Origin of the sequence: Streptomyces racemochromogenes (assembly GCF_039535215.1) — a bacterium.
GTDB classification, from domain to species: domain Bacteria; phylum Actinomycetota; class Actinomycetes; order Streptomycetales; family Streptomycetaceae; genus Streptomyces; species Streptomyces racemochromogenes.
In genome coordinates, this window is sequence record NZ_BAAAWT010000001.1 from 699113 (window position 1) to 715920 (window position 16808).

At 74.9% G+C, this 16808-nt stretch carries 14 protein-coding genes and 1 pseudogene; 6 read left to right on the forward strand and 9 right to left on the reverse strand.

Features of this window, described 5'->3' with window-relative positions; genetic code table 11:
• The first annotated feature begins 32 nt into the window (after positions 1 to 32).
• Complete coding sequence (locus ABD973_RS03265; protein WP_125603423.1) at positions 33 to 494, forward strand: universal stress protein; 462 nt, start codon at positions 33 to 35, stop codon at positions 492 to 494.
• Positions 495 to 606: 112 nt separating this feature from the next.
• Here the strand turns inward: ABD973_RS03265 and ABD973_RS03270 are convergent, their stop codons facing one another.
• Positions 607 to 1809, reverse strand: coding sequence for a CapA family protein (locus ABD973_RS03270; RefSeq protein WP_345498309.1), 1203 nt, complete (start codon positions 1807 to 1809; stop codon positions 607 to 609).
• A 369-nt stretch (positions 1810 to 2178) separates the two neighbouring features.
• Here ABD973_RS03270 and ABD973_RS03275 point away from each other — a divergent pair, with 369 nt between their 5' ends.
• Both ABD973_RS03275 and ABD973_RS03280 read left to right on the forward strand, forming a co-directional pair.
• Positions 2179 to 2712 (forward strand): sigma-70 family RNA polymerase sigma factor, encoded by a 534-nt coding sequence (locus ABD973_RS03275; RefSeq protein ID WP_125603425.1) that lies wholly within the window; start codon positions 2179 to 2181, stop codon positions 2710 to 2712.
• Between the two features lie 221 nt (positions 2713 to 2933).
• Positions 2934 to 3434 carry a hypothetical protein gene (locus tag ABD973_RS03280; protein ID WP_164721004.1) on the forward strand — a complete coding sequence of 167 codons (501 nt, stop codon included), beginning with the start codon at positions 2934 to 2936 and terminating at the stop codon, positions 3432 to 3434.
• A 15-nt stretch (positions 3435 to 3449) separates the two neighbouring features.
• Here ABD973_RS03280 and ABD973_RS03285 read toward each other — a convergent pair whose 3' ends face one another.
• The 4 genes from ABD973_RS03285 to ABD973_RS03300 all read right to left on the reverse strand — a co-directional run bounded on the left by ABD973_RS03285 (position 3450) and on the right by ABD973_RS03300 (position 8542).
• Entirely contained in the window at positions 3450 to 3830 is a 381-nt protein-coding gene (locus ABD973_RS03285) for a hypothetical protein (protein ID WP_125603427.1), read from the reverse strand.
• Between the two features lie 37 nt (positions 3831 to 3867).
• Positions 3868 to 4728: an Fpg/Nei family DNA glycosylase gene (locus ABD973_RS03290; RefSeq protein ID WP_345498313.1), complete on the reverse strand. Its 861-nt coding sequence runs from the start codon at positions 4726 to 4728 to the stop codon at positions 3868 to 3870.
• A 108-nt stretch (positions 4729 to 4836) separates the two neighbouring features.
• A complete protein-coding gene (locus tag ABD973_RS03295; RefSeq protein ID WP_125823308.1) occupies positions 4837 to 6900 on the reverse strand; it encodes a SpoIIE family protein phosphatase in 2064 nt (687 codons plus the stop codon).
• A 7-nt stretch (positions 6901 to 6907) separates the two neighbouring features.
• Complete coding sequence (locus ABD973_RS03300; RefSeq protein WP_345498315.1) at positions 6908 to 8542, reverse strand: DUF6777 domain-containing protein; 1635 nt, start codon at positions 8540 to 8542, stop codon at positions 6908 to 6910.
• Between the two features lie 90 nt (positions 8543 to 8632).
• Between ABD973_RS03300 and ABD973_RS03305 the strand changes: the two genes are divergently transcribed.
• The gene (locus ABD973_RS03305; protein ID WP_345498317.1) at positions 8633 to 10072 is read left to right on the forward strand and encodes a lipase maturation factor family protein; all 1440 of its coding nucleotides are present in this window, start codon (positions 8633 to 8635) and stop codon (positions 10070 to 10072) included.
• On the opposite strand, the gene ABD973_RS03310 is transcribed toward ABD973_RS03305, so the two are convergent.
• Both ABD973_RS03310 and ABD973_RS03315 read right to left on the reverse strand, forming a co-directional pair.
• On the reverse strand, positions 10058 to 11041 hold the full coding sequence (locus ABD973_RS03310; RefSeq protein ID WP_345498319.1) for an NAD-dependent epimerase/dehydratase family protein: 984 nt from the start codon (positions 11039 to 11041) through the stop codon (positions 10058 to 10060). The genes ABD973_RS03305 and ABD973_RS03310 overlap by 15 nt on opposite strands.
• A 184-nt stretch (positions 11042 to 11225) precedes the next feature.
• A complete protein-coding gene (locus ABD973_RS03315; RefSeq protein ID WP_164721003.1) occupies positions 11226 to 11396 on the reverse strand; it encodes a hypothetical protein in 171 nt (56 codons plus the stop codon).
• Positions 11397 to 11693: 297 nt separating this feature from the next.
• Here ABD973_RS03315 and ABD973_RS03320 point away from each other — a divergent pair, with 297 nt between their 5' ends.
• Complete coding sequence (locus ABD973_RS03320; protein ID WP_345498321.1) at positions 11694 to 12104, forward strand: hypothetical protein; 411 nt, start codon at positions 11694 to 11696, stop codon at positions 12102 to 12104.
• A 44-nt stretch (positions 12105 to 12148) separates the two neighbouring features.
• Here the strand turns inward: ABD973_RS03320 and ABD973_RS03325 are convergent, their stop codons facing one another.
• Positions 12149 to 13624, reverse strand: coding sequence for an SDR family NAD(P)-dependent oxidoreductase (locus tag ABD973_RS03325; RefSeq protein WP_125823304.1), 1476 nt, complete (start codon positions 13622 to 13624; stop codon positions 12149 to 12151).
• Positions 13625 to 13904: 280 nt separating this feature from the next.
• On the opposite strand from ABD973_RS03325, the pseudogene ABD973_RS03330 reads away from it, so the two are divergent.
• Positions 13905 to 14717, forward strand: a pseudogene (locus ABD973_RS03330) (DMT family transporter); the annotation flags it as partial.
• A gap of 24 nt (positions 14718 to 14741) precedes the next feature.
• Here the strand turns inward: ABD973_RS03330 and ABD973_RS03335 are convergent.
• Positions 14742 to 16121 (reverse strand): transglycosylase family protein, encoded by a 1380-nt coding sequence (locus ABD973_RS03335; protein WP_345498323.1) that lies wholly within the window; start codon positions 16119 to 16121, stop codon positions 14742 to 14744.
• Positions 16122 to 16808: the final 687 nt, after the last annotated feature.

Consider the following 16808-nt stretch of genomic DNA (forward strand, 5'->3'; position numbering starts at 1 on the left):
GTCCGCTCGCCGAACCCGATAGCCTCGGGAGGGTGACGGAGCACGTGGACACGGGATTCGAGCGGGGCACCGACGGGCCGAAGGTGATCCTCGCCGGGGTTGACGGCTCGGAGTCCTCGCTGCGGGCGGCGGCCTACGCGGCGGGGCTGGCCCGGCGGCAGAACGCGCTGCTGGCCCTGGTGTACGTCCAGCCGGTGCTGGCCGCCGGGGCCGCCCTGGGCGCGCCGGTGGCGGACACGACCGGGGAGATCGCCGAGGGGCTGGTGGCCGAGATCCGGGCCTCGGCCGAGCGCCTCAAGGGCATCTTCGAGGTGCGCTGGCAGTTCCACACCTTCCGCGGCGACCCCTACGCGGGGCTGGTCGGTGCCGCGGAGGAGCTGCGGGCGGACGCGGTCGTGGTGGGCGCCTCCGAGCAGGCCGGCCACCGGATCGTGGGGTCGGTCGCGGTCCGCCTGGTGAAGGCGGGCCGCTGGCCGGTGACGGTCGTCCCGTAGGGGGTGCCGCGAAAGTCCTGCGCGGTGCCCGCAGTGCCCGCGATGCCTGCGGGGCCCGCGATGCCTGCGGTGGCCTCGATGCCTGCGGGGCCCGCGGTGCCCGCGGCCTGCTCTACCCGGCGCGTTTGAGGCCGTCCTTGGCGGCGCCGCGGCTGAGGACGGCCTCGGTGACGGCCTCGTCGGCGCTCTCGTACTCCTCCTCGCCCGGGTCCTCGGCGAGGGCGGCGGGCAGGTTGACGACCCTGCCGATCGACAGGTCCATCATCTGCGGGACGAACTCGGCCCCGGTCACCCGCCAGCGCTGTCCGGCGGCGGCGGGCGGGGCGAAGGTGAAGCGGGCGATGGAGCCGTAGTTGCCGCGCATGTCGCGCGCGCCGGAGTGGTTGTACATCTCGCCGGCGACCTGGTCGCCCATCCCGTAGACGATCCAGGTCCCGTTGACCTTCTCGTAGGCCTGGGGGACGTGGGCGTGCGTGCCGAGGATCATGTCGATGTCGGGGCGTCCGCCGGTCTGCGAGGCGGTGAGCGCTCTGCCCAGCGAGAGCTGGGTCTCGTCCGGTCCGGTCTGCCACTCGGTGCCCCAGTGGATGCTGACCAGCACCACGTCCGCCCCTGCCTTCCGGGCCGCGCGGGCGTCCGCGAGGATCTCGTCCTGGCGCATCAGGTTGACCGCCCACGGCTGTCCGTCGGGCATGGGGTAGCCGTTGGTGTCGTAGGTGTACGCGAGGTGCGCGACCTTCGCGGAGCCGGCGGTGTAGAGGGTGGTCCGCGCCGCCTCGGCGGCGGTGCGGGCGGAGCCGGCGTGGCCGAGGCCGACCTTGTCGAAGCGGTCGAGGGTGCGCTTGAGCCCTTCGGCGCCGTCGTCCAGGGTGTGGTTGGAGGCGGTGGAGCAGCCGTCGTACCCGGCGTCCTTGAGGGCGTCGGCGACGCTGGGCGGGGAGACGAAGGCGGGGTAGCCGCTGAAGGGGCCGTCGTCCTCGCCGTAGATGGTCTCCATGTGGCACAGGGCGAGGTCGGCCGCCGTGACGACCGGTTTGACCTTGGAGAACATCGGCCGGAAGTCGTAGCCGTCGCCGCCCGCGTCGGCCGCCGCGCGCTTGATGACCGAGGTGTGCGGGAGTACGTCCCCGCTCGCGACCAGCGTGAACCCCCGGCCGGCGGACGGGATGGCCGGGGCCGTTCCTGCGGGGGCCCCGGCGGCGCTGGAGCCGAGGCGGGCCGGGGTGCGGTCCCCGGTGGCGGAGCAGGCCGCCGCCGACGCCGGGAGCAGCAGGGCGGTCAGCAGGGCGAGGGCCCGCCGGGTGCGCTTGGTCATCTGTCCCAGCTCCCGTTCATAGGACTGTCGGATCAACCGAAATCCATAGGAGAAGGGCCTTCAAGTCAAGGAGCGGCACCGCCCCGCGGCCGTGCGCCACCCCGACGGCCGATGGCCGTTCGCCGCGCCGTTCGACCGTTCGTCGCCCGGCGCGGCCGCCCACCGGACGACCCGGGGCCTTGGGCGCAACGCCCCCGCCGGACAGTTCCCGGGCGGCTCCGTGCAGGTGAGGGTGAGGGGAACGCCGACAGCCCGGGCCCCAGGCCCGGGCCCACGGCCCGAGCCCCACGGCCCGGCGCGCGGCCCGGCCCGCAGCGGGGGCCCGCGGCCCGGCAGCCCAGCGGACCCCGGACCCGGAAGGAGCCACTCGTGTCGCCCTCCCCCACCCTCCAGCGCACGGAACCCCAGGCGCTCGCGGAACTCCAGCGCGAACACGGGCGGGCCCTGTTCGGATTCCTGCTCGGCCTCACCAACGGGGACGCCCAGCGGGCCGAGGACCTCGTCCAGGAGACCCTCGTACGCGTCTGGCAGCACCCGGAGGTGCTGACGACCGGGCACGAGTCCATGCGGCCCTGGCTGTTCACCGTGGCGCGGCGGCTGGCGATCGACGCCCGCCGGGCACGGCTGGCGCGGCCGCAGGAGGTCGACCCCGACGGCCTGGAGCAGGCACCGGCCCCCGAGGACGCGGTGGCCGGGTCGGTCACCGCGATCGACGTCCGGCGGGCGGTGGGCAGCCTGGGGCCGGAGCACCGGGCCGTGCTGGTGCAGGTCTACTTCCAGGACCGCTCGGTGGCCGAGGCCGCGGCGGAGCTCGGCATACCCGCCGGGACGGTCAAGTCCCGCACGTACTACGCCCTGCGCGCCCTGCGGAAGGGGCTCCAGGGGTACGGGCTCGGCGCCTGAGCCGCGCCCGGGCGACGCCGGGACCGCCGCAGGGACGGTGGAGAAACACTCAAGGAACGCCCGCGATGCACACGATCCGGACACGGAGCACACCGATATCGGCACCAGTCCGTGCAAGTTGAGTAAACATCCCCCGTTGCGCGAGCCCTCCGGTGAAGGCTCGGGGATGACGGCGGCAGGCTCGACACGCGGGAGAGGGTGGCACGGTGCAGCCCGAGGGTATGAACGGCACCAGCGACGGCGGACTGGCGGTCCCCATGGCGTGGCTCTACGCCGAGTACATCGCCGACGAGCTGCTGCGCACGGGCCGGCTGATCCCGGCCAGCACGCTGGAGTTCCGGGCCGGGCGCGACACGCTCGCGCTGACGATCTACCTCTCGGACGCGGCCGGCGAACTGTCCGGGATCCGGGTGGTCTCCCAGCTCGACGAGTGGCTCTCCCTGACGGCGTACGGGCACCCCTGGCGCGACTGGGTCCACACCCGGTTCCTCGCGCTGGGCGAGGAGGCCCGCGAGCGCGGCCGCGGCGAGGACCCGGACCTCGAACTGGCCCGGGCGGCGTGGCGCTGGCTGGACCACACGGAGCTCTTCGCCACCAACCTCGACCCGGGTCGGCACGGCGGCTCGGACAGCCCGCCGGCCCTGGACGAGAACGCCCGCGTCTGGACCCCGGCCTGGCAGCTCGGACTGCCGCTGGGGCACCTGGCGATGCACCTGTTCTAGGGGTGGGCCGCCGGCCTACGCCGGCTCGGACGGGTCCGTGACCAGGCCCGTGAAGTCGGCCTCGTTGCGCTCGGCCCGGCCCACGTACCAGCGGGCGATGAGCCACATCACCGGGTACGCCGCCAGCCCGAGCGCGACCCAGACCAGCGGGCCCGACGCCGGCCGGGGCAGCAGGAACGCCAGCGGCAGCAGCCCCAGCACCAAGGCCAGCACGGCCAGCGCCGCCAGCCCCGCGCGCAGCTGGCTGCGCATCAGGGCCCGTACGTAGGTGGCGCCGAGGCTGGTCTGCTCCGAGATCTCCGAGCGGGCGGGGGTGTGCGCGGGCGGACGGCGGCGGGCGCCGCGCGGGACGCCGGTGACGATCTCCCGCCGGGGCGGCGGCTGCTGCTCGGCCATGGTGCCGGAGTCTACGGGGGCGCCCTCGGTGCCGGGGCTACTTGAGGAGGCGGGAGAGCCTGCGGTCCGCGAGCGGCTTGCCGCCGGTCTGGCAGGTGGGGCAGTACTGGAGCGAGGAGTCCGCGAAGGACACCGAGCGGACGGTGTCCCCGCACACCGGGCAGGGCTCGCCCTCCCGGCCGTGGACCCGCAGCCCGCTCTTCTTCTCGGCCTTCAGGTCCTGGGCCGCCAGCCCGTGGGCCCGCTCGACGGCCGCCCGCAGGGTGTCCCGCACGGCCCCGTACAGGTGGGTGACCTGCTCCTCGTCGAAGGAGGCGGCCAGTTTGAACGGCGAGACCTTCGCGGCGTGCAGGATCTCGTCGCTGTACGCGTTGCCGATCCCGGCGATCACGCTCTGGTCGCGGAGCACGCCCTTGATCTGCCGCCGCTCACCGGCCAGCAGCGCGGCGAAGGCGTCCCGGTCGAAGCCGGGGTCGAGCGGGTCGGGGCCGAGGCGGGCGATGCCCGGGACCTCCTGGGGGTCGCGCACGACGTACACGGCGAGGCGCTTTTGCGTACCCGCCTCGGTGAGGTCGAAGCCGCCGCCGCCCTCCAGTACGAGGCGCAGCGCGAGCGGGCCCTTGCCGGGGCGGGGCGGCTGGGCGGGGAACTCCTCGCGCCAGCGCAGCCACCCGGCCCGGGCCAGGTGGGTGACGAGGTGGAGCCCGCCGACGCGCAGGGCGAGGAACTTGCCGTAGCGGGCCACGGGTCCGGCGGGCTGCCCTTCGAGGGCGGTGGGGGGAGGGTCGTACGTCTTGAGCACGCTGACGGTGAGCGGGAGGACGCGTTCGACCACCCGCCCGGCGAGGTGCTCGTCGAGGAACTCCCTCAGGGCCTCGACCTCCGGCAACTCGGGCACCCTCCCAGCCTGCCGCCCCGCCCCGCGGCGCGCGACCCGAAGCCCGGCCGGGGCTCCGCGCGACCGCAACGGCTGCCCTGCGGCCCGGAGCCCGGGGCGGCACGGCGTTCAGGCCATCACGAACTCGCACCACACGCACTTGCCGCTGCCCCGGGACTCCACGCCCCAGACGTCCGCCAGCCGGTCGACCAGCATCAGGCCCCGCCCCGACACCCCCGCCTCCCCCGCCTCGCGGCGGCGCGGGAGGGCGCTGGAGCGGTCCTCCACCTCCACCCGCAGCCGGCGCTCCGGGCCGGCCAGGACGCGCAGGGTCACGATCGCGGGGCCGTCGGTGTGCATCAGGGCGTTCACGATCAGCTCGTCCGCGACCAGCTCGATCTCGTCGGCCCGCTCCCGCGCGCCCCACGAGCGGACCGCCGCGCCGATCATGTGCCGGGCGGCGACGAGCGCCTCGGGGTCCCCGGGGGCCACGTGCTGCTGGAGCCGGCCGCCGCCGGGCCGGGTGTCCTCGCCCTGGCGGCGCAGCAGGAGCAGGGCCATGTCGTCGTCGCCGCCCCGGTGGTCGACGACCTCGCACAGCCGGTCGGCGAGCCGCTGGAGGTCGGCCGGGCCGCCCCTGACCATGGACGCCAGCAGGTTGACACCGTCGTCGAGGTCGGCGCCGGGCAGTTCCACCAGTCCGTCGGTACACAGCACGAGCGTTTCGCCCGGGTCCAGCTCCACGGTGGTCACCGGGTACTCCAGCCGCCCGAACTCCGCCGACAGGCCCAGCGGCATCCCGCCCTCCACCGGCAGCCTGCGGCACTGCCCGTCGCGGGTGCGCACGAGCGGGTCGATGTGGCCGGCGCGCACCAGCTGGAGGACGCCCGTGGAGAGGTCCGCCTCCACGTAGGTGCAGGTCGCGAAGCGGTTGGTGTCCAGCTCGTGCAGGAACACCGAGGCCCGGGCCATCACCGTGCTCGGGGAATGACCCTCGGCGGCGTACGCGCGGAGCACGATGCGCAGCTGGCCCATGACGGCCGCCGCCTGGGTGTCGTGCCCCTGCACGTCGCCGATGACTGCGCCGACCCGGCCGCCGGGCAGCGGGATGACGTCGTACCAGTCGCCGCCGATGTCCCGGCCCATGCGGGCGGACCGGTAGCGCACGGCGATCTGGGCCCCGGGTACGTCCGGGATCCGGCGGGGCAGCATGGCCTGCTGGAGGCCTTCGGCGAGGTCGTGCTCCTGTTCCAGCAGCATGGCGCGCTGGAGGCTCTGGGCGATGCTGCTGCCGAGGGCGACGAGCAGGTTCCGCTCGTCCTGGGTGAAGCCGTCCTTGTCCTGGTAGAGCAGCCCGATCGCGCCGATCGGCCGGGCCTGGGCGATCAGCGGCAGGTAGGCGGCGGCCGATATCCGCATGTCCGAGATCTTCGACCAGAGGTCGGGGTACTCCTCGGCGAACTCCTCGGCGGAGTCGAGGAAGCGGGGCTGGAGCGAGCGGACGACCTCGCTCATCGGGTACTGCTCGTCGATGCGGGTGTAGCGGGTGCCGGGGACGAAGCTGTCGGCGGGTCCCTCGGCCACCAGGTGGATCCGGCCGGCTTCGACGAGGCCCATCACCATGCCCATGGAGCCGAGCCGCTCCAGGCCGTGGGCGTCGCCGATGACGTCGATGACGTCGCGTACGGTCCGGGCGTGCGCGAGGGCGGCGGTGGTGCTCTCGACGACGGTCGTCTGGCGCTGGCGCTCCTCGTCGAGGCCGAGGCGTTCGGCGGAGTGGCTCAGCTCCTCGGTGGCGTCGCGGACGATGCCGATGATCCGGTACGGGCGGCCGTCCGGGTCGCGCATGACGCGGCCCTGGGTGTGGGTCCAGCGCAGGGTGCCGTCGCGGCAGCGGATGCGGAAGTACGCGCCGTAGGTGTCGACGCCGCTCTTGAGGGCGCTGGAGACGAGGGCGTCGAGCCGGGCGGACTCGGCGGGCGGGACGTGCGGGGAGAGCGATCCCGGCCGTCCGTCGTACTCGTCCGGGGTCGTGTCGAAGACGTCGAGGGCCGCCGCGTCCATGTGCATGAGTCCGGTGACCAGGTCCCAGTCGAAACTGCCCATCCGGTTCAGTGACAGGGAACGGTCCGCGTGTGCGGGCCAGTCCTCCGGCAGCGATACGGTGCTCGGCACCGGTCCACCATGACACAGCGCGGCGTCAGGCGCTCTCCAGGTACGGGGGCTGGTCGGTGACCTGCTGCCCGTCGGGGAGGCCGTCCGGGGCGGTGGGGTCGGCCGCGTCCGGGGGCAGGGCGGGATCGGTGCCGCCGGTGCCCGGGCCGTCGTCGGGGGTGTACGTCGGGGCCTGGTCGGGCGGGACGTTGCCGGGCAGGTCGCGCGGGAGGTCGCCGCCCGCGTCGGGCGGGGTGGCGGCGGGGCCGTCGGACGGGGGCAGGCCTCCGGGGACGTCCTGGGGGGCGGAGGGGGCGCGCGGGGCGGTGCCGGGGGCGGAGGGGCAGGGGCTCGGGCTGGGCGAGGGGGCGGCCGCGCCCGGGCCGACGGGGTCCGCGGCCTGCGGGCCGGCGGCGCCGGGGGCGGCGGGGGGCGCCGCCGGGTCCAGGCCGGGCGGCGGGATCAGGTCGGAGGCGGGGGGCCCGGGGGGCGCCGCCGGGTCGAGACCGGGCGGCGGGATCAGGTCGGAGGCGGGGGGCCCGGGGGGCGCCGCCGGGTCGAGACCGGGCGGCGGGATCAGGTCGGAGGCGGGGGGCTCCCCCGCGCCCGGGGCGTCGGGCGCGAAGGCGTCGGGTCCAGGGAGCGGGGGCTGGGCGGGGTTCTGGGCGGTCGGCCCGTCCGGACCCGCGGCCTGGGGGCCGGCCGAGGGGGCCGGGGGGCCGGCCGGCGGGGTCGGGGGGCCGGCCGGCGGCGGGGAGGGGGGCGGGGTGGTCCGGGCCCGGCCGTCCGCTTCGGCGCCGGCGCAGGGGTCGTCGGCCGGGGTCGCGGGGGCGTCCGGGATGCCGTCGGCCGGGTCGTAGGGGGGCAGGGTCCTGGGCGGCTTGTCCTGCGCCCCGTCGTCACCGGCCTTGCGCTCGATCCAGGTGTTGTCGGCGACGTTGACGATGACCAGCCGCTTGATCACCTGGATGGTCGGCTCGATGACGATGACCTGCGTGGGCTGGTAGCCGTTCCACTGGTCGCCCTTGAGCACCGGGTTCCCCTTGGCGGAGCGCGGAGCGGCGAGGGGGTTGCCGCAGCCGCAGCGCACCCGGGGCATGCCGTGGTCGTCGACGAGCACGGCCGTCCCCGCCTGGAGCACCGACTGGTAGCCCTCGGCCCGGCCGTCCCGGAACCCGTGGTTGGTGACGCGGGTGTCGGCCCGCAGCACCACGGGCGTGAGGGCGCGCAGGAAGTCGGGGATCTTCTCCTGCTCGATGCCGGCGGCCTGGGCGAAGGAGCGGGACTTGGCGGCGTCGGAGGTGAGGAAGGCGACCTGGCGTTCGACGTCGCAGCTGCCGAGCCGGTTGGTGCCGCCGTACAGGCCGGGGGTGGCGGCGCCGACCGTGCGGATGCCGCGGCCGCTGGCGTTGGGCAGCGGGGGCTGGACGGGGGCCGACTCGGCGGTGGCGGAGGAGGGGGTGAAGGGGTCGGGTCCGGCCGCCCCGACGGGCTGGAGGGTGAGCTCCAGGCTTTCCGGGACCGGGCCCTTGGTCTGTTCGGGGGCGGTGCCGGAGCAGCCGGCGGCGATCAGGCCGAGGGCCGCCAAGAGGGCGGTGCGGGCGGGTGCGTGACGGCGCGGTGCCTGACGGCGCGCTGCCTGACGGGATGTCGGTGCGGGCACGTCGTTCAGGTCGTTCACGCTGCTCTCCCTTTTCGCCCCGGTTGCTCCCTCTTGTCTGCCCCATGTCCCGGGGTGCCGCAACCGGAGCGCCGCCGGATACTGGAGGCGATGGAGTGGTTCACCGCGCCCGGCTACTGGCTGGGGCGGCTGGTCTTCCAGCGGGCCCTGGCCGGTGTCTACGTCTTCGCCTTCGTCGGGGCCGCCCTGCAGTTCCGGGCCCTGATCGGGGCGAACGGCATGCTGCCCGTCCCGCGCTACGTGCGGTACGTGCCCTTCCGCCACGCCCCGAGCCTGTTCCAACTGCGCTACTCCGACCGGCTCTTCGCCTGCTGCGCCTGGGCCGGGGCGGCCGTGGCGGCGGCGCTGGCCGCCGGGGCGGGGGACCTGGTGCCGCTGGGCGCCGCCATGGGGATGTGGGCGGTGCTGTGGCTGCTGTACCTCTCCATCGTCAACGTGGGCCAGACCTGGTACTCCTTCGGCTGGGAGTCGCTGCTGCTGGAGGTCGGCTTCCTCGCCGTCTTCCTCGGCAACGCCCGGGTCGGGCCGCCCGTGCTGGTGCTGTGGCTGCTGCGGTGGGTGCTCTTCCGGGTGGAGTTCGGCGCCGGGCTGATCAAGCTGCGGGGCGATGCCTGCTGGCGCCGGCTGACCTGCCTCTACTACCACCACGAGACGCAGCCGATGCCGAACCCGCTGAGCTGGTTCTTCCACCACCTGCCGAAGCCGCTGCACCGGGTGGAGTGCGCGGCGAACCACTTCACCCAGCTGGTGGTGCCGGTGCTGCTGTTCACCCCGCAGCCGGTGGCCTCGTACGCGGCGGGGGTCATGGTCGCCACCCAGCTGTGGCTGGTGCTGTCCGGGAACTTCGCCTGGCTGAACTGGCTGACGATCACGCTCGCCCTCTCGGCGGTGGACTTCACCGGGATCGCCGGTCCGCCGCCCGCGGCCGCCTCGCGCGGGGCGCCCGTCTGGTACGCGGTCCTGGTCTGCGCGGTGACCGTGCTGGTGCTGGCGCTGAGCCGGCACCCGGTGGCGAACCTGGTCTCGCGCCGCCAGGTGATGAACCGCTCCTTCGACTCCCTGCACCTGGTCAACACGTACGGGGCCTTCGGCACGGTCGGCCGGATCCGCGACGAGGTGGTCGTCGAGGGCACGGCCGACCGCGTCCCCCTGGAGGACGGGGACTGGCGCGAGTACGGCTTCAAGGGGAAGCCGACCGAACTGCGGCGGATCCCGCGCCAGTTCGCCCCGTACCACCTGCGGCTCGACTGGCTGATGTGGTTCGCGGCGCTCTCCCCCGGCTATGCCCGCGACTGGTTCGGGCCGTTCGTGGAGCGGCTGCTGGCGGGCGACCGGGACACGCTGCGGCTGATCCGCCACAACCCCTTCCCGGACGCCCCGCCCCGGTTCGTGCGGGCCAGGCTGTACCGCTACCGGTTCACCACCTGGCGCGAGATGCGCGAGACGGGCGCCTGGTGGCACCGCAGGCTGCTGCGCGAGTACCTGCCGCCGACCCGCCTCGCGGAGGCCGCCTCGTCAGAGCCCGAGTAGGGCCGCCTCCCGTTCGGGGGCGAGGCCCTTGGACGACCGGTCCGGGCGCAGCGGGGCCGTGCCGCCGATCGAGCGGAGCCAGGCCCAGGTGTCGGCGACGGTCTCCTCCACCGGGCGGCACTCCAGGCCGGCGGCGAGGGCCTTGGTGACGTCGCTGCCGAACATGTGGGCGTGCAGTTCGCCCGGGGGCAGCCAGCAGGGCAGTTCGGTCCAGGCCTCGACGCCCGCCTCCGCGATGCGTTCCGGGTCGGTCCAGCGGAGCTCCGCGCCGCCCCCCGTGACGGCCGCGCAGGCTTCGAGGAAGCCGGCCGTGGTGGCGTGGTCCGGCGGCGAGGCGAGGTCGTACGGGCCGCCGAGGCCGGCCGCGGCGGCGTCCAGGGTCCAGTGCGCGAGGTCGCGGACGTCGATGTACTGGAGCGGCAGGTCGCGGGGGCCGGGGGCGACCATGGGGCCGCCGCGGGCGGCGCGGTCCAGCCACCAGGGCAGCCGGCCGACGTTCTCGTAGGGGCCGAGGATCAGCCCGGCGCGCACGAGCAGGGCGCGGTCGCCGAAGGCGTCGAGGGCGGCGAGTTCCCCGCCCCGCTTGTCCTGCGCGTAGGCGGTGGAGCCGGCGTCGGGCGAGCCGTCGACCACCGGGGCGTCCTCGGCGAGGCCGGCGGGGGCGGGGTAGGTGTACACCGAGCGGCTGGAGACGTACGCGTACCGGCCCGCCCGGCCGGAGAGCAGGCGGGCACTGTCGCGGACGGCCGTGGGGGCGCCGCTCCAGGTGTCGACGACCAGGTCCCACTCCCCTTCGGCGAGGGCGGTGAGCCCGCCGGGGGCGGTGCGGTCGCCGTGCAGCGCCGCGGTTCCGGGCGGGGGCGCGTGGTTCCCCCGGTGGAAGACGGTCACCTCCCAGCCCCGGTGCAGCGCGTCTTCGGTGATCGCACGTCCGACGAATTCGGTCCCGCCCAGTATCAGGAGTCTCATGGGCCCGACTCTGCCGAGTGCGGCGGGGCGGCGGAAGGCTTGATCGCCCACGGCGATGACGCTGACGGCGTAGCGCGTGCCGGAACCGCGGGGGTGTACGTGCCGCGCCCCCGTCGCCGTGGGGCGCGGGGGCACGGATCCGTGCTGCGGGGCCGGGGCGCTCTGCCGGGCCGGGGCCGGGGCGTCAGTCGATGCCGGGCAGGATGTGCGGCTCCGCCAGGTCGTCCTCGTAGCCGGCCAGCCGGATGGGCGCCGAGCGGGCCCAGACCTCGAGGCTGCCGAGTTCGTCGGACCGGGTGGTCGTTCCCCGTCCCGTGAGCTCCAGAGTCGGGTCGGTCTTCTTGGTCTCAGTCACCGCGCACTCCCTGTGTGTCGCGTAACCCGGCGGGCAGGACCGCGCGCCGGATAGGGGGATTCAGTGGTTCGTCCGGACGCGGTGGCGCCTTGGTGGAGCGGGTGCCCGGGTGGGGGCTCCTTGCGCCTTAGGGTACACATATGAGCGGGGGTCCGCTCGATGGAACGGTAAAATCCGCGCCGGACCGCTTGTTTTCGCCCCGAGTTCAGGAAGTCGTACACCGGCGTGTCCGCCGGGGCTGATCTGCTCGCCGGCGGTGGCGCGTGCGCGCGGACGACGGAGGGAGCCGTTGTGGCTATGTCGGGGTTGCCCACGATCGACAGTGTCGACGAGCTGATGGAACTCCTGCACGCGCACCGCGGCGGCCGGGGACTCCAAACGGCGGCCCTGCTCCGCCGCTCGCACCCCTTCGACAAGGAGCTCCAAGTGGCCGGGCTGGTGCACTTCCTGGGCCCGCTGCTGACCGCTCGGGGAGGCGACGCGGCCGAGGCGGTCCGCCCCCTGCTGGGCGACCGGGTGGCCCGTCTGACAAGGGCCGAAGCATCCGAAGAGGCCGGGGACGCGGCGGCCGAGGCACTGCGCCAGGCGGTGCGCGCGGGCGGCACGTCGGGGCTGGACGCGGGGGTGGTGGAGGACTGGCGGCCGCTACTGGAACTGGTCGCCGCGGGGGCCTACGGAATCCGGGGGGCGGTTCGCCCGTACGAGTGAGGGGCCGGCCGCCCCGGCGGGACGTCCGGCCCCTCCTGGGCCTGCTACCAGTTGGCGGGGGCGTAGTCCTTCAGGAAGACCCCGTAGAGGTCCTCGCCCGCCTCGCCCCGGACGACCGGGTCGTAGACGCGGGCGGCGCCGTCGACCAGGTCGAGCGGGGCGTGGAAGCCCTCCTCGGCCAGGCGCAGCTTGTCGAAGTGGGGCCGCTCGTCGGTGATCCAGCCGGTGTCGACCGAGGTCATCAGGATGCCGTCGGTCTGGAACATCTCCTGGCCGCTGGTCCGCGTCACCATGTTCATCGCCGCCTTGGCGGCATTGGTGTTCGGGTGCCCGGCGCCCTTGTAGCCGCGGCTGAAGACGCCCTCCATCGCCGAGACGTTGACGACGTAGGCACGCCCGCTGGACGCCTTGCGGGCGGCCTCGGCCATCGACGGACGGAGCGCGCTGATCAGGATGAACGGCGACGTGTAGTTGCAGAGCTGGGTCTCCAGCAGCTCGACCGGGGAGATCTGGTCGATGGTCTGCACCCAGGTGTTGGTCTCGACGACGTCCGGCAGCAGGCCGCCCGCGTCGATGGCGGTGCCGGCCAGGTGCCGCTCCAGGCTGGCGTTGCCCGCCACGAGGGCGAGGTCGGCGACCTTCTGCGCCTCCAGACCGCTGACTCCGACGGGCAGCGCCGCCAGGCCGTCGACCGCACCCGAGTTGAAGGCGCCGATGACGCGGTGGGCCGGGAGCTCGCCGGCCGGCAGCGGGGCGCTCTCCCCCTCGACCAGCGCGGCGTACGCGGTGGGGAGGCGGCGCACGGTCTGCGTCGCGTTGTTGATCAGGATGTCGAGCGGGCCGGCGGCGGCCACCTGCTCGGCGAGGGCCACGGACTGGGCCGGGTCCCGCAGGTCGATGCCGACGACCTCCAGGCGGTGCATCCAGTCCGCCGAGTCCTCCATCGCCTTGAAGCGGCGGATGGCGTCCTTGGGGAAGCGGGTGGTGATCGTGGTGTGGGCGCCGTCGCGCAGCAGCCGCAGCGCGATGTACATGCCGATCTTGGCGCGGCCGCCGGTGAGCAGCGCGCGCTTGCCGGTGAGGTCCGCGCGGGCCTCCCGCTTGGCGCGGTTCTCGGTGGCGCAGCTCGGGCAGAGCTGGTGGTAGAAGTAGTCGACCTCGACGTACCGCGTCTTGCAGACGTAGCAGGAGCGCGGGCGCTGGAGTATCCCGGCGATCCGGCCGGCCCCGGTGGCGGAGGAGGGCAGGAGGCCCTCGGTCTCGTCGTCGATGCGCTCGGCGGAGCCGGTCGCGGTCGCCTCGGTGACGGCCTTGTCGTTGGCGGTCTTGGAGGCGCGGCGCTCCTGGCGGCGGCGCTGCTTCACCGTGCGGTAGATGCCGGCGGTGGCGCGGCGTACGGTGATGGCGTCGGGGTGGTCGACGTCGATCTTGTCGAGCTCGTCGAGCACGCTGAGGCAGACGGCGAGGCGCTCGGGGTCGATGCCCGGCCCGTATGCGTGGTTGTCTTCGGTCACCGTCATGGCCGCTGCCGTTCCTTGCTCGCTCGTCCGCGTCCGCCTGCTGCGGAAGTCCCCAAAACGGAAACTGTACGGATCCGACACGCCCGGGTCCAAACCCGTTCCCGCCCGGCTCACGGACCGCGAGCGGACTGTCACGGTATGAAGGGGATCAAGCCCCTTCGCCCCCCTCGGGCGGCTTGCGCGTACTCCCGCTGGTGTATGCCACGAGGATGACTCGGCCCGCGATCAAGGGGTCCGCGGGCGGATGAACGACGCGTCCCTTTGGGGCATGGTGGATCTCATGAGTGCCCTGGCCCTGTCGGTTCTGCTCTGCCTGGTCTCCGCCGTCGCGTACGCGGGCGGCGCGATCCTCCAGGAACACGTGGCGGCGAGTTCGCCGGACCGCCCCTACGCCCCGCTGCGCCGGGCCGGCTGGTGGGCCGCGGTCGCGCTGAACGGCCTCGGGGCGCTGCTGCACGTGGTGGCGCTGGCGTTCGGGCCGCTGAGCCTGGTGCAGCCGCTGGGCGCGCTGACCATCGTCTTCGCGCTCCCGCTGGCGGCCGTGTCCGTACGGCGCCGGGCGGGGGCTGCCGCCTGGCGCGGGGCGCTGCTGGCGACGGCGGGGCTGGCCGGGCTGCTGGCCCTGACGGGCGGGGAGGGCGCGGGGCGGCAGGCACTGGCGGACGGCGAGCGCGGCCTGCTGCTGACGGTGACGGCGGCCGGGGTGGCGGTGCTGGTCCTGGTGGCGGGGCGGATGCGGCGGGCGGTGCTGCGCAGCGTGCTGCTGGCCGCGGCGGCCGGTACGGCCTTCGGGATGGGCTCGGTGTTCACCAAGTCGGTGGCCGAGGGCTTCTCGCCGGGGACGCTCGGCGCCCTGTGGCCGGACCTGGCGGCCATCGCCGTACTGGCGTCCGGCGGGCTGCTGCTGTCGCAGGCGGCCTACCGGGGTGCGGGCCTGACCGCGCCGCTGGCCACGGTGACGGTGGTCAACCCGGTGGTCGCGGCGGCGGTCGGGGTCTCGCTGTTCGACGAGGGCTTCCGGTACGGGACCACCGGGGCGGTGGCGGCGCTGGTGAGCGGCGCGCTCGCGGCGGCCGGCCTGATCCTGCTCACGGCCGTGCCGCCGCACGTGCGGGGGTCAGATGCCGACGCCCTTGTTCCGGAGGTACTTCAGGGGGTCGATGTCGGAGCCGTAGCCGGGGGCGCTGCGCATCTCGAAGTGCAGGTGGGGGCCGCTGGAGTTGCCGGTCGAGCCGGAGCGGCCGATGCGCTGGCCGCCGGAGACCTGCTGGCCGCTCTTGACGCCGAGCGCGGACAGGTGGGCGTACTGGGAGTAGCGGCCGTCGGCGTGCTTGATGACGACCTGGTAGCCGTACGCCCCGGCCCAGCCGGCCGACTCGACCGTGCCGGGTCCGACGGCCTTGACGCTGGTGCCGGTGGGCACCGGGAAGTCGACGCCGGTGTGGTACCCGCTGGACCAGGAGGATCCCGCGACGCGGTAGGCGGTGCCGATGCCGGCGTCGACGGGGGCGGTGAAGGCTCCGCCGCCCGCGGCGGGCTTCTGGTCCGCTGAGGCGGGCTTGCCGACGGGCTTGGCGGCGGGCGGCTTGGCGGCCGGCTCGGGCTTGGGCTTCTCGGCGGGCTTGGACTGCTCCGGCTGCGGCGTGGGCTTCTCGGCCGGCTTGGAGGGCTCGGGCTTCTGCTGCTCCGGTTTGGGAGCGGCCGGTTCCACGGGCTTGACCGGCTCGGCGGTGCGCGGCGGCTTCTCGGGGTTCTGTGTGGGCGGGGCGGTGGTCACCCTGAGGGTGAGGCGCTGGCCCGGGAAGATCAGGTTGGGGTTACCGCCGACGGTGGACCGGTTCGTCTCGTACAGGGCCTGCCAGCCGCCCTCCACGTGCTGCTCGGAGGCGATCGTCGAGAGGGAGTCCCCGGGGGCGACCACGTACGGGTTGGGCAGGACCGAGGTGCCGGTCGGGCGGGGCATGCCGACGGGCGTCGGGGTGGTGGCCTTGGTCAGCCGGACCAGGTCCCTGTGCGCCTGCCCCGACGGCTTCGCGGCCGGTTCGGCCGCCGGCGGCTTGGCGGCGGGCTTCGCCGCGGGCTTCGCGGGGGCCTTGGTGCCCAGCGCGGGGGCCGGCCCGCTGCGGCTGAGCCCGGCCTGGGGCCCGCAGGCGGGCCAGGCCCGGGGGCCCTGGCCCTTGAGCACCTTCTCGGCGACCGCGATCTGCTGGGCCTTGGTGGCGAGGTCGGCGCGCGGGGCGTAGGCGGTACCGCCGAATTCGCGCCAGGTGCTCTGGCTGAACTGGAGGCCGCCGTAGTAGCCGTTGCCGCTGTTGATCTGCCAGTTGTTGGTGGACTCGCAGTTGGCGACCTTGTTCCAGGTGTCCACGGAAGCGGCTTGCGCGCCCGTGGCGCCGATGAGGGGGAGCGCGATCCCGGCGCCACCCGCGGTGACGACGAGCGAGGCCCGGTTGATGCTGCTCGGCTGGTACCGGCGGTGCCGACCCCGTACACCCATGGGAGCCCCCCTGGAAGACATCAGGAACCGCACAACCTAACGGCGGCCCCATGAGCTGACAAGGGCGACAACCAGCCGTAGGGCGGCGTGAGTTGACGATCCCACAGACCCCCGCCCGCAGTCCGGCGAATCCGCGGATCCGTGCCGGTCCCCTCCGGGGCGGACCCGGGGCGTGCGCGGGCGGATGCGCCGCCACGCGGGGCGAGGCACCCTCAGGACCACCACCCCTGACCCCGCACGAACGCTGCGCACCGGGCCCCTCGCAGCGCCCCGGCACCGGGACCGCCAGCTCGGGGGCCGGGCTGTGGGACCAGCGCGGGGCACCGGGAGGATGCTCGGAGCGGAGCCGCCGCCGACGGGGCCGTCAGCTCAGGGGCTCAGGTACAGGACCGGCCCGGCGCCCTCGGGGGGCCGCTCGAGCCGGAGCCACCGCAGGGGCCGTCAGCTCAGGGGGCTGGAGTACGGGACCGGCGCAGGGCCCCTGGGGGCTGCTCGGAGCGGAACCACCGCCGGGACCGTCAGCTGAGGGGGCCGGGCTGGGGGATCGGGGCGGGACCCGGGGGCGGGGGCACCGGGTCCGGCTCCGGGACGGGGCCCGGCACGGGGGGTACCGGGGGCGGCACGGGGCTCGGGCCCGGCAGCGGGGGGACCGGGGCGGGGACGGGGTCCGGCACGGGCACGGGCGGC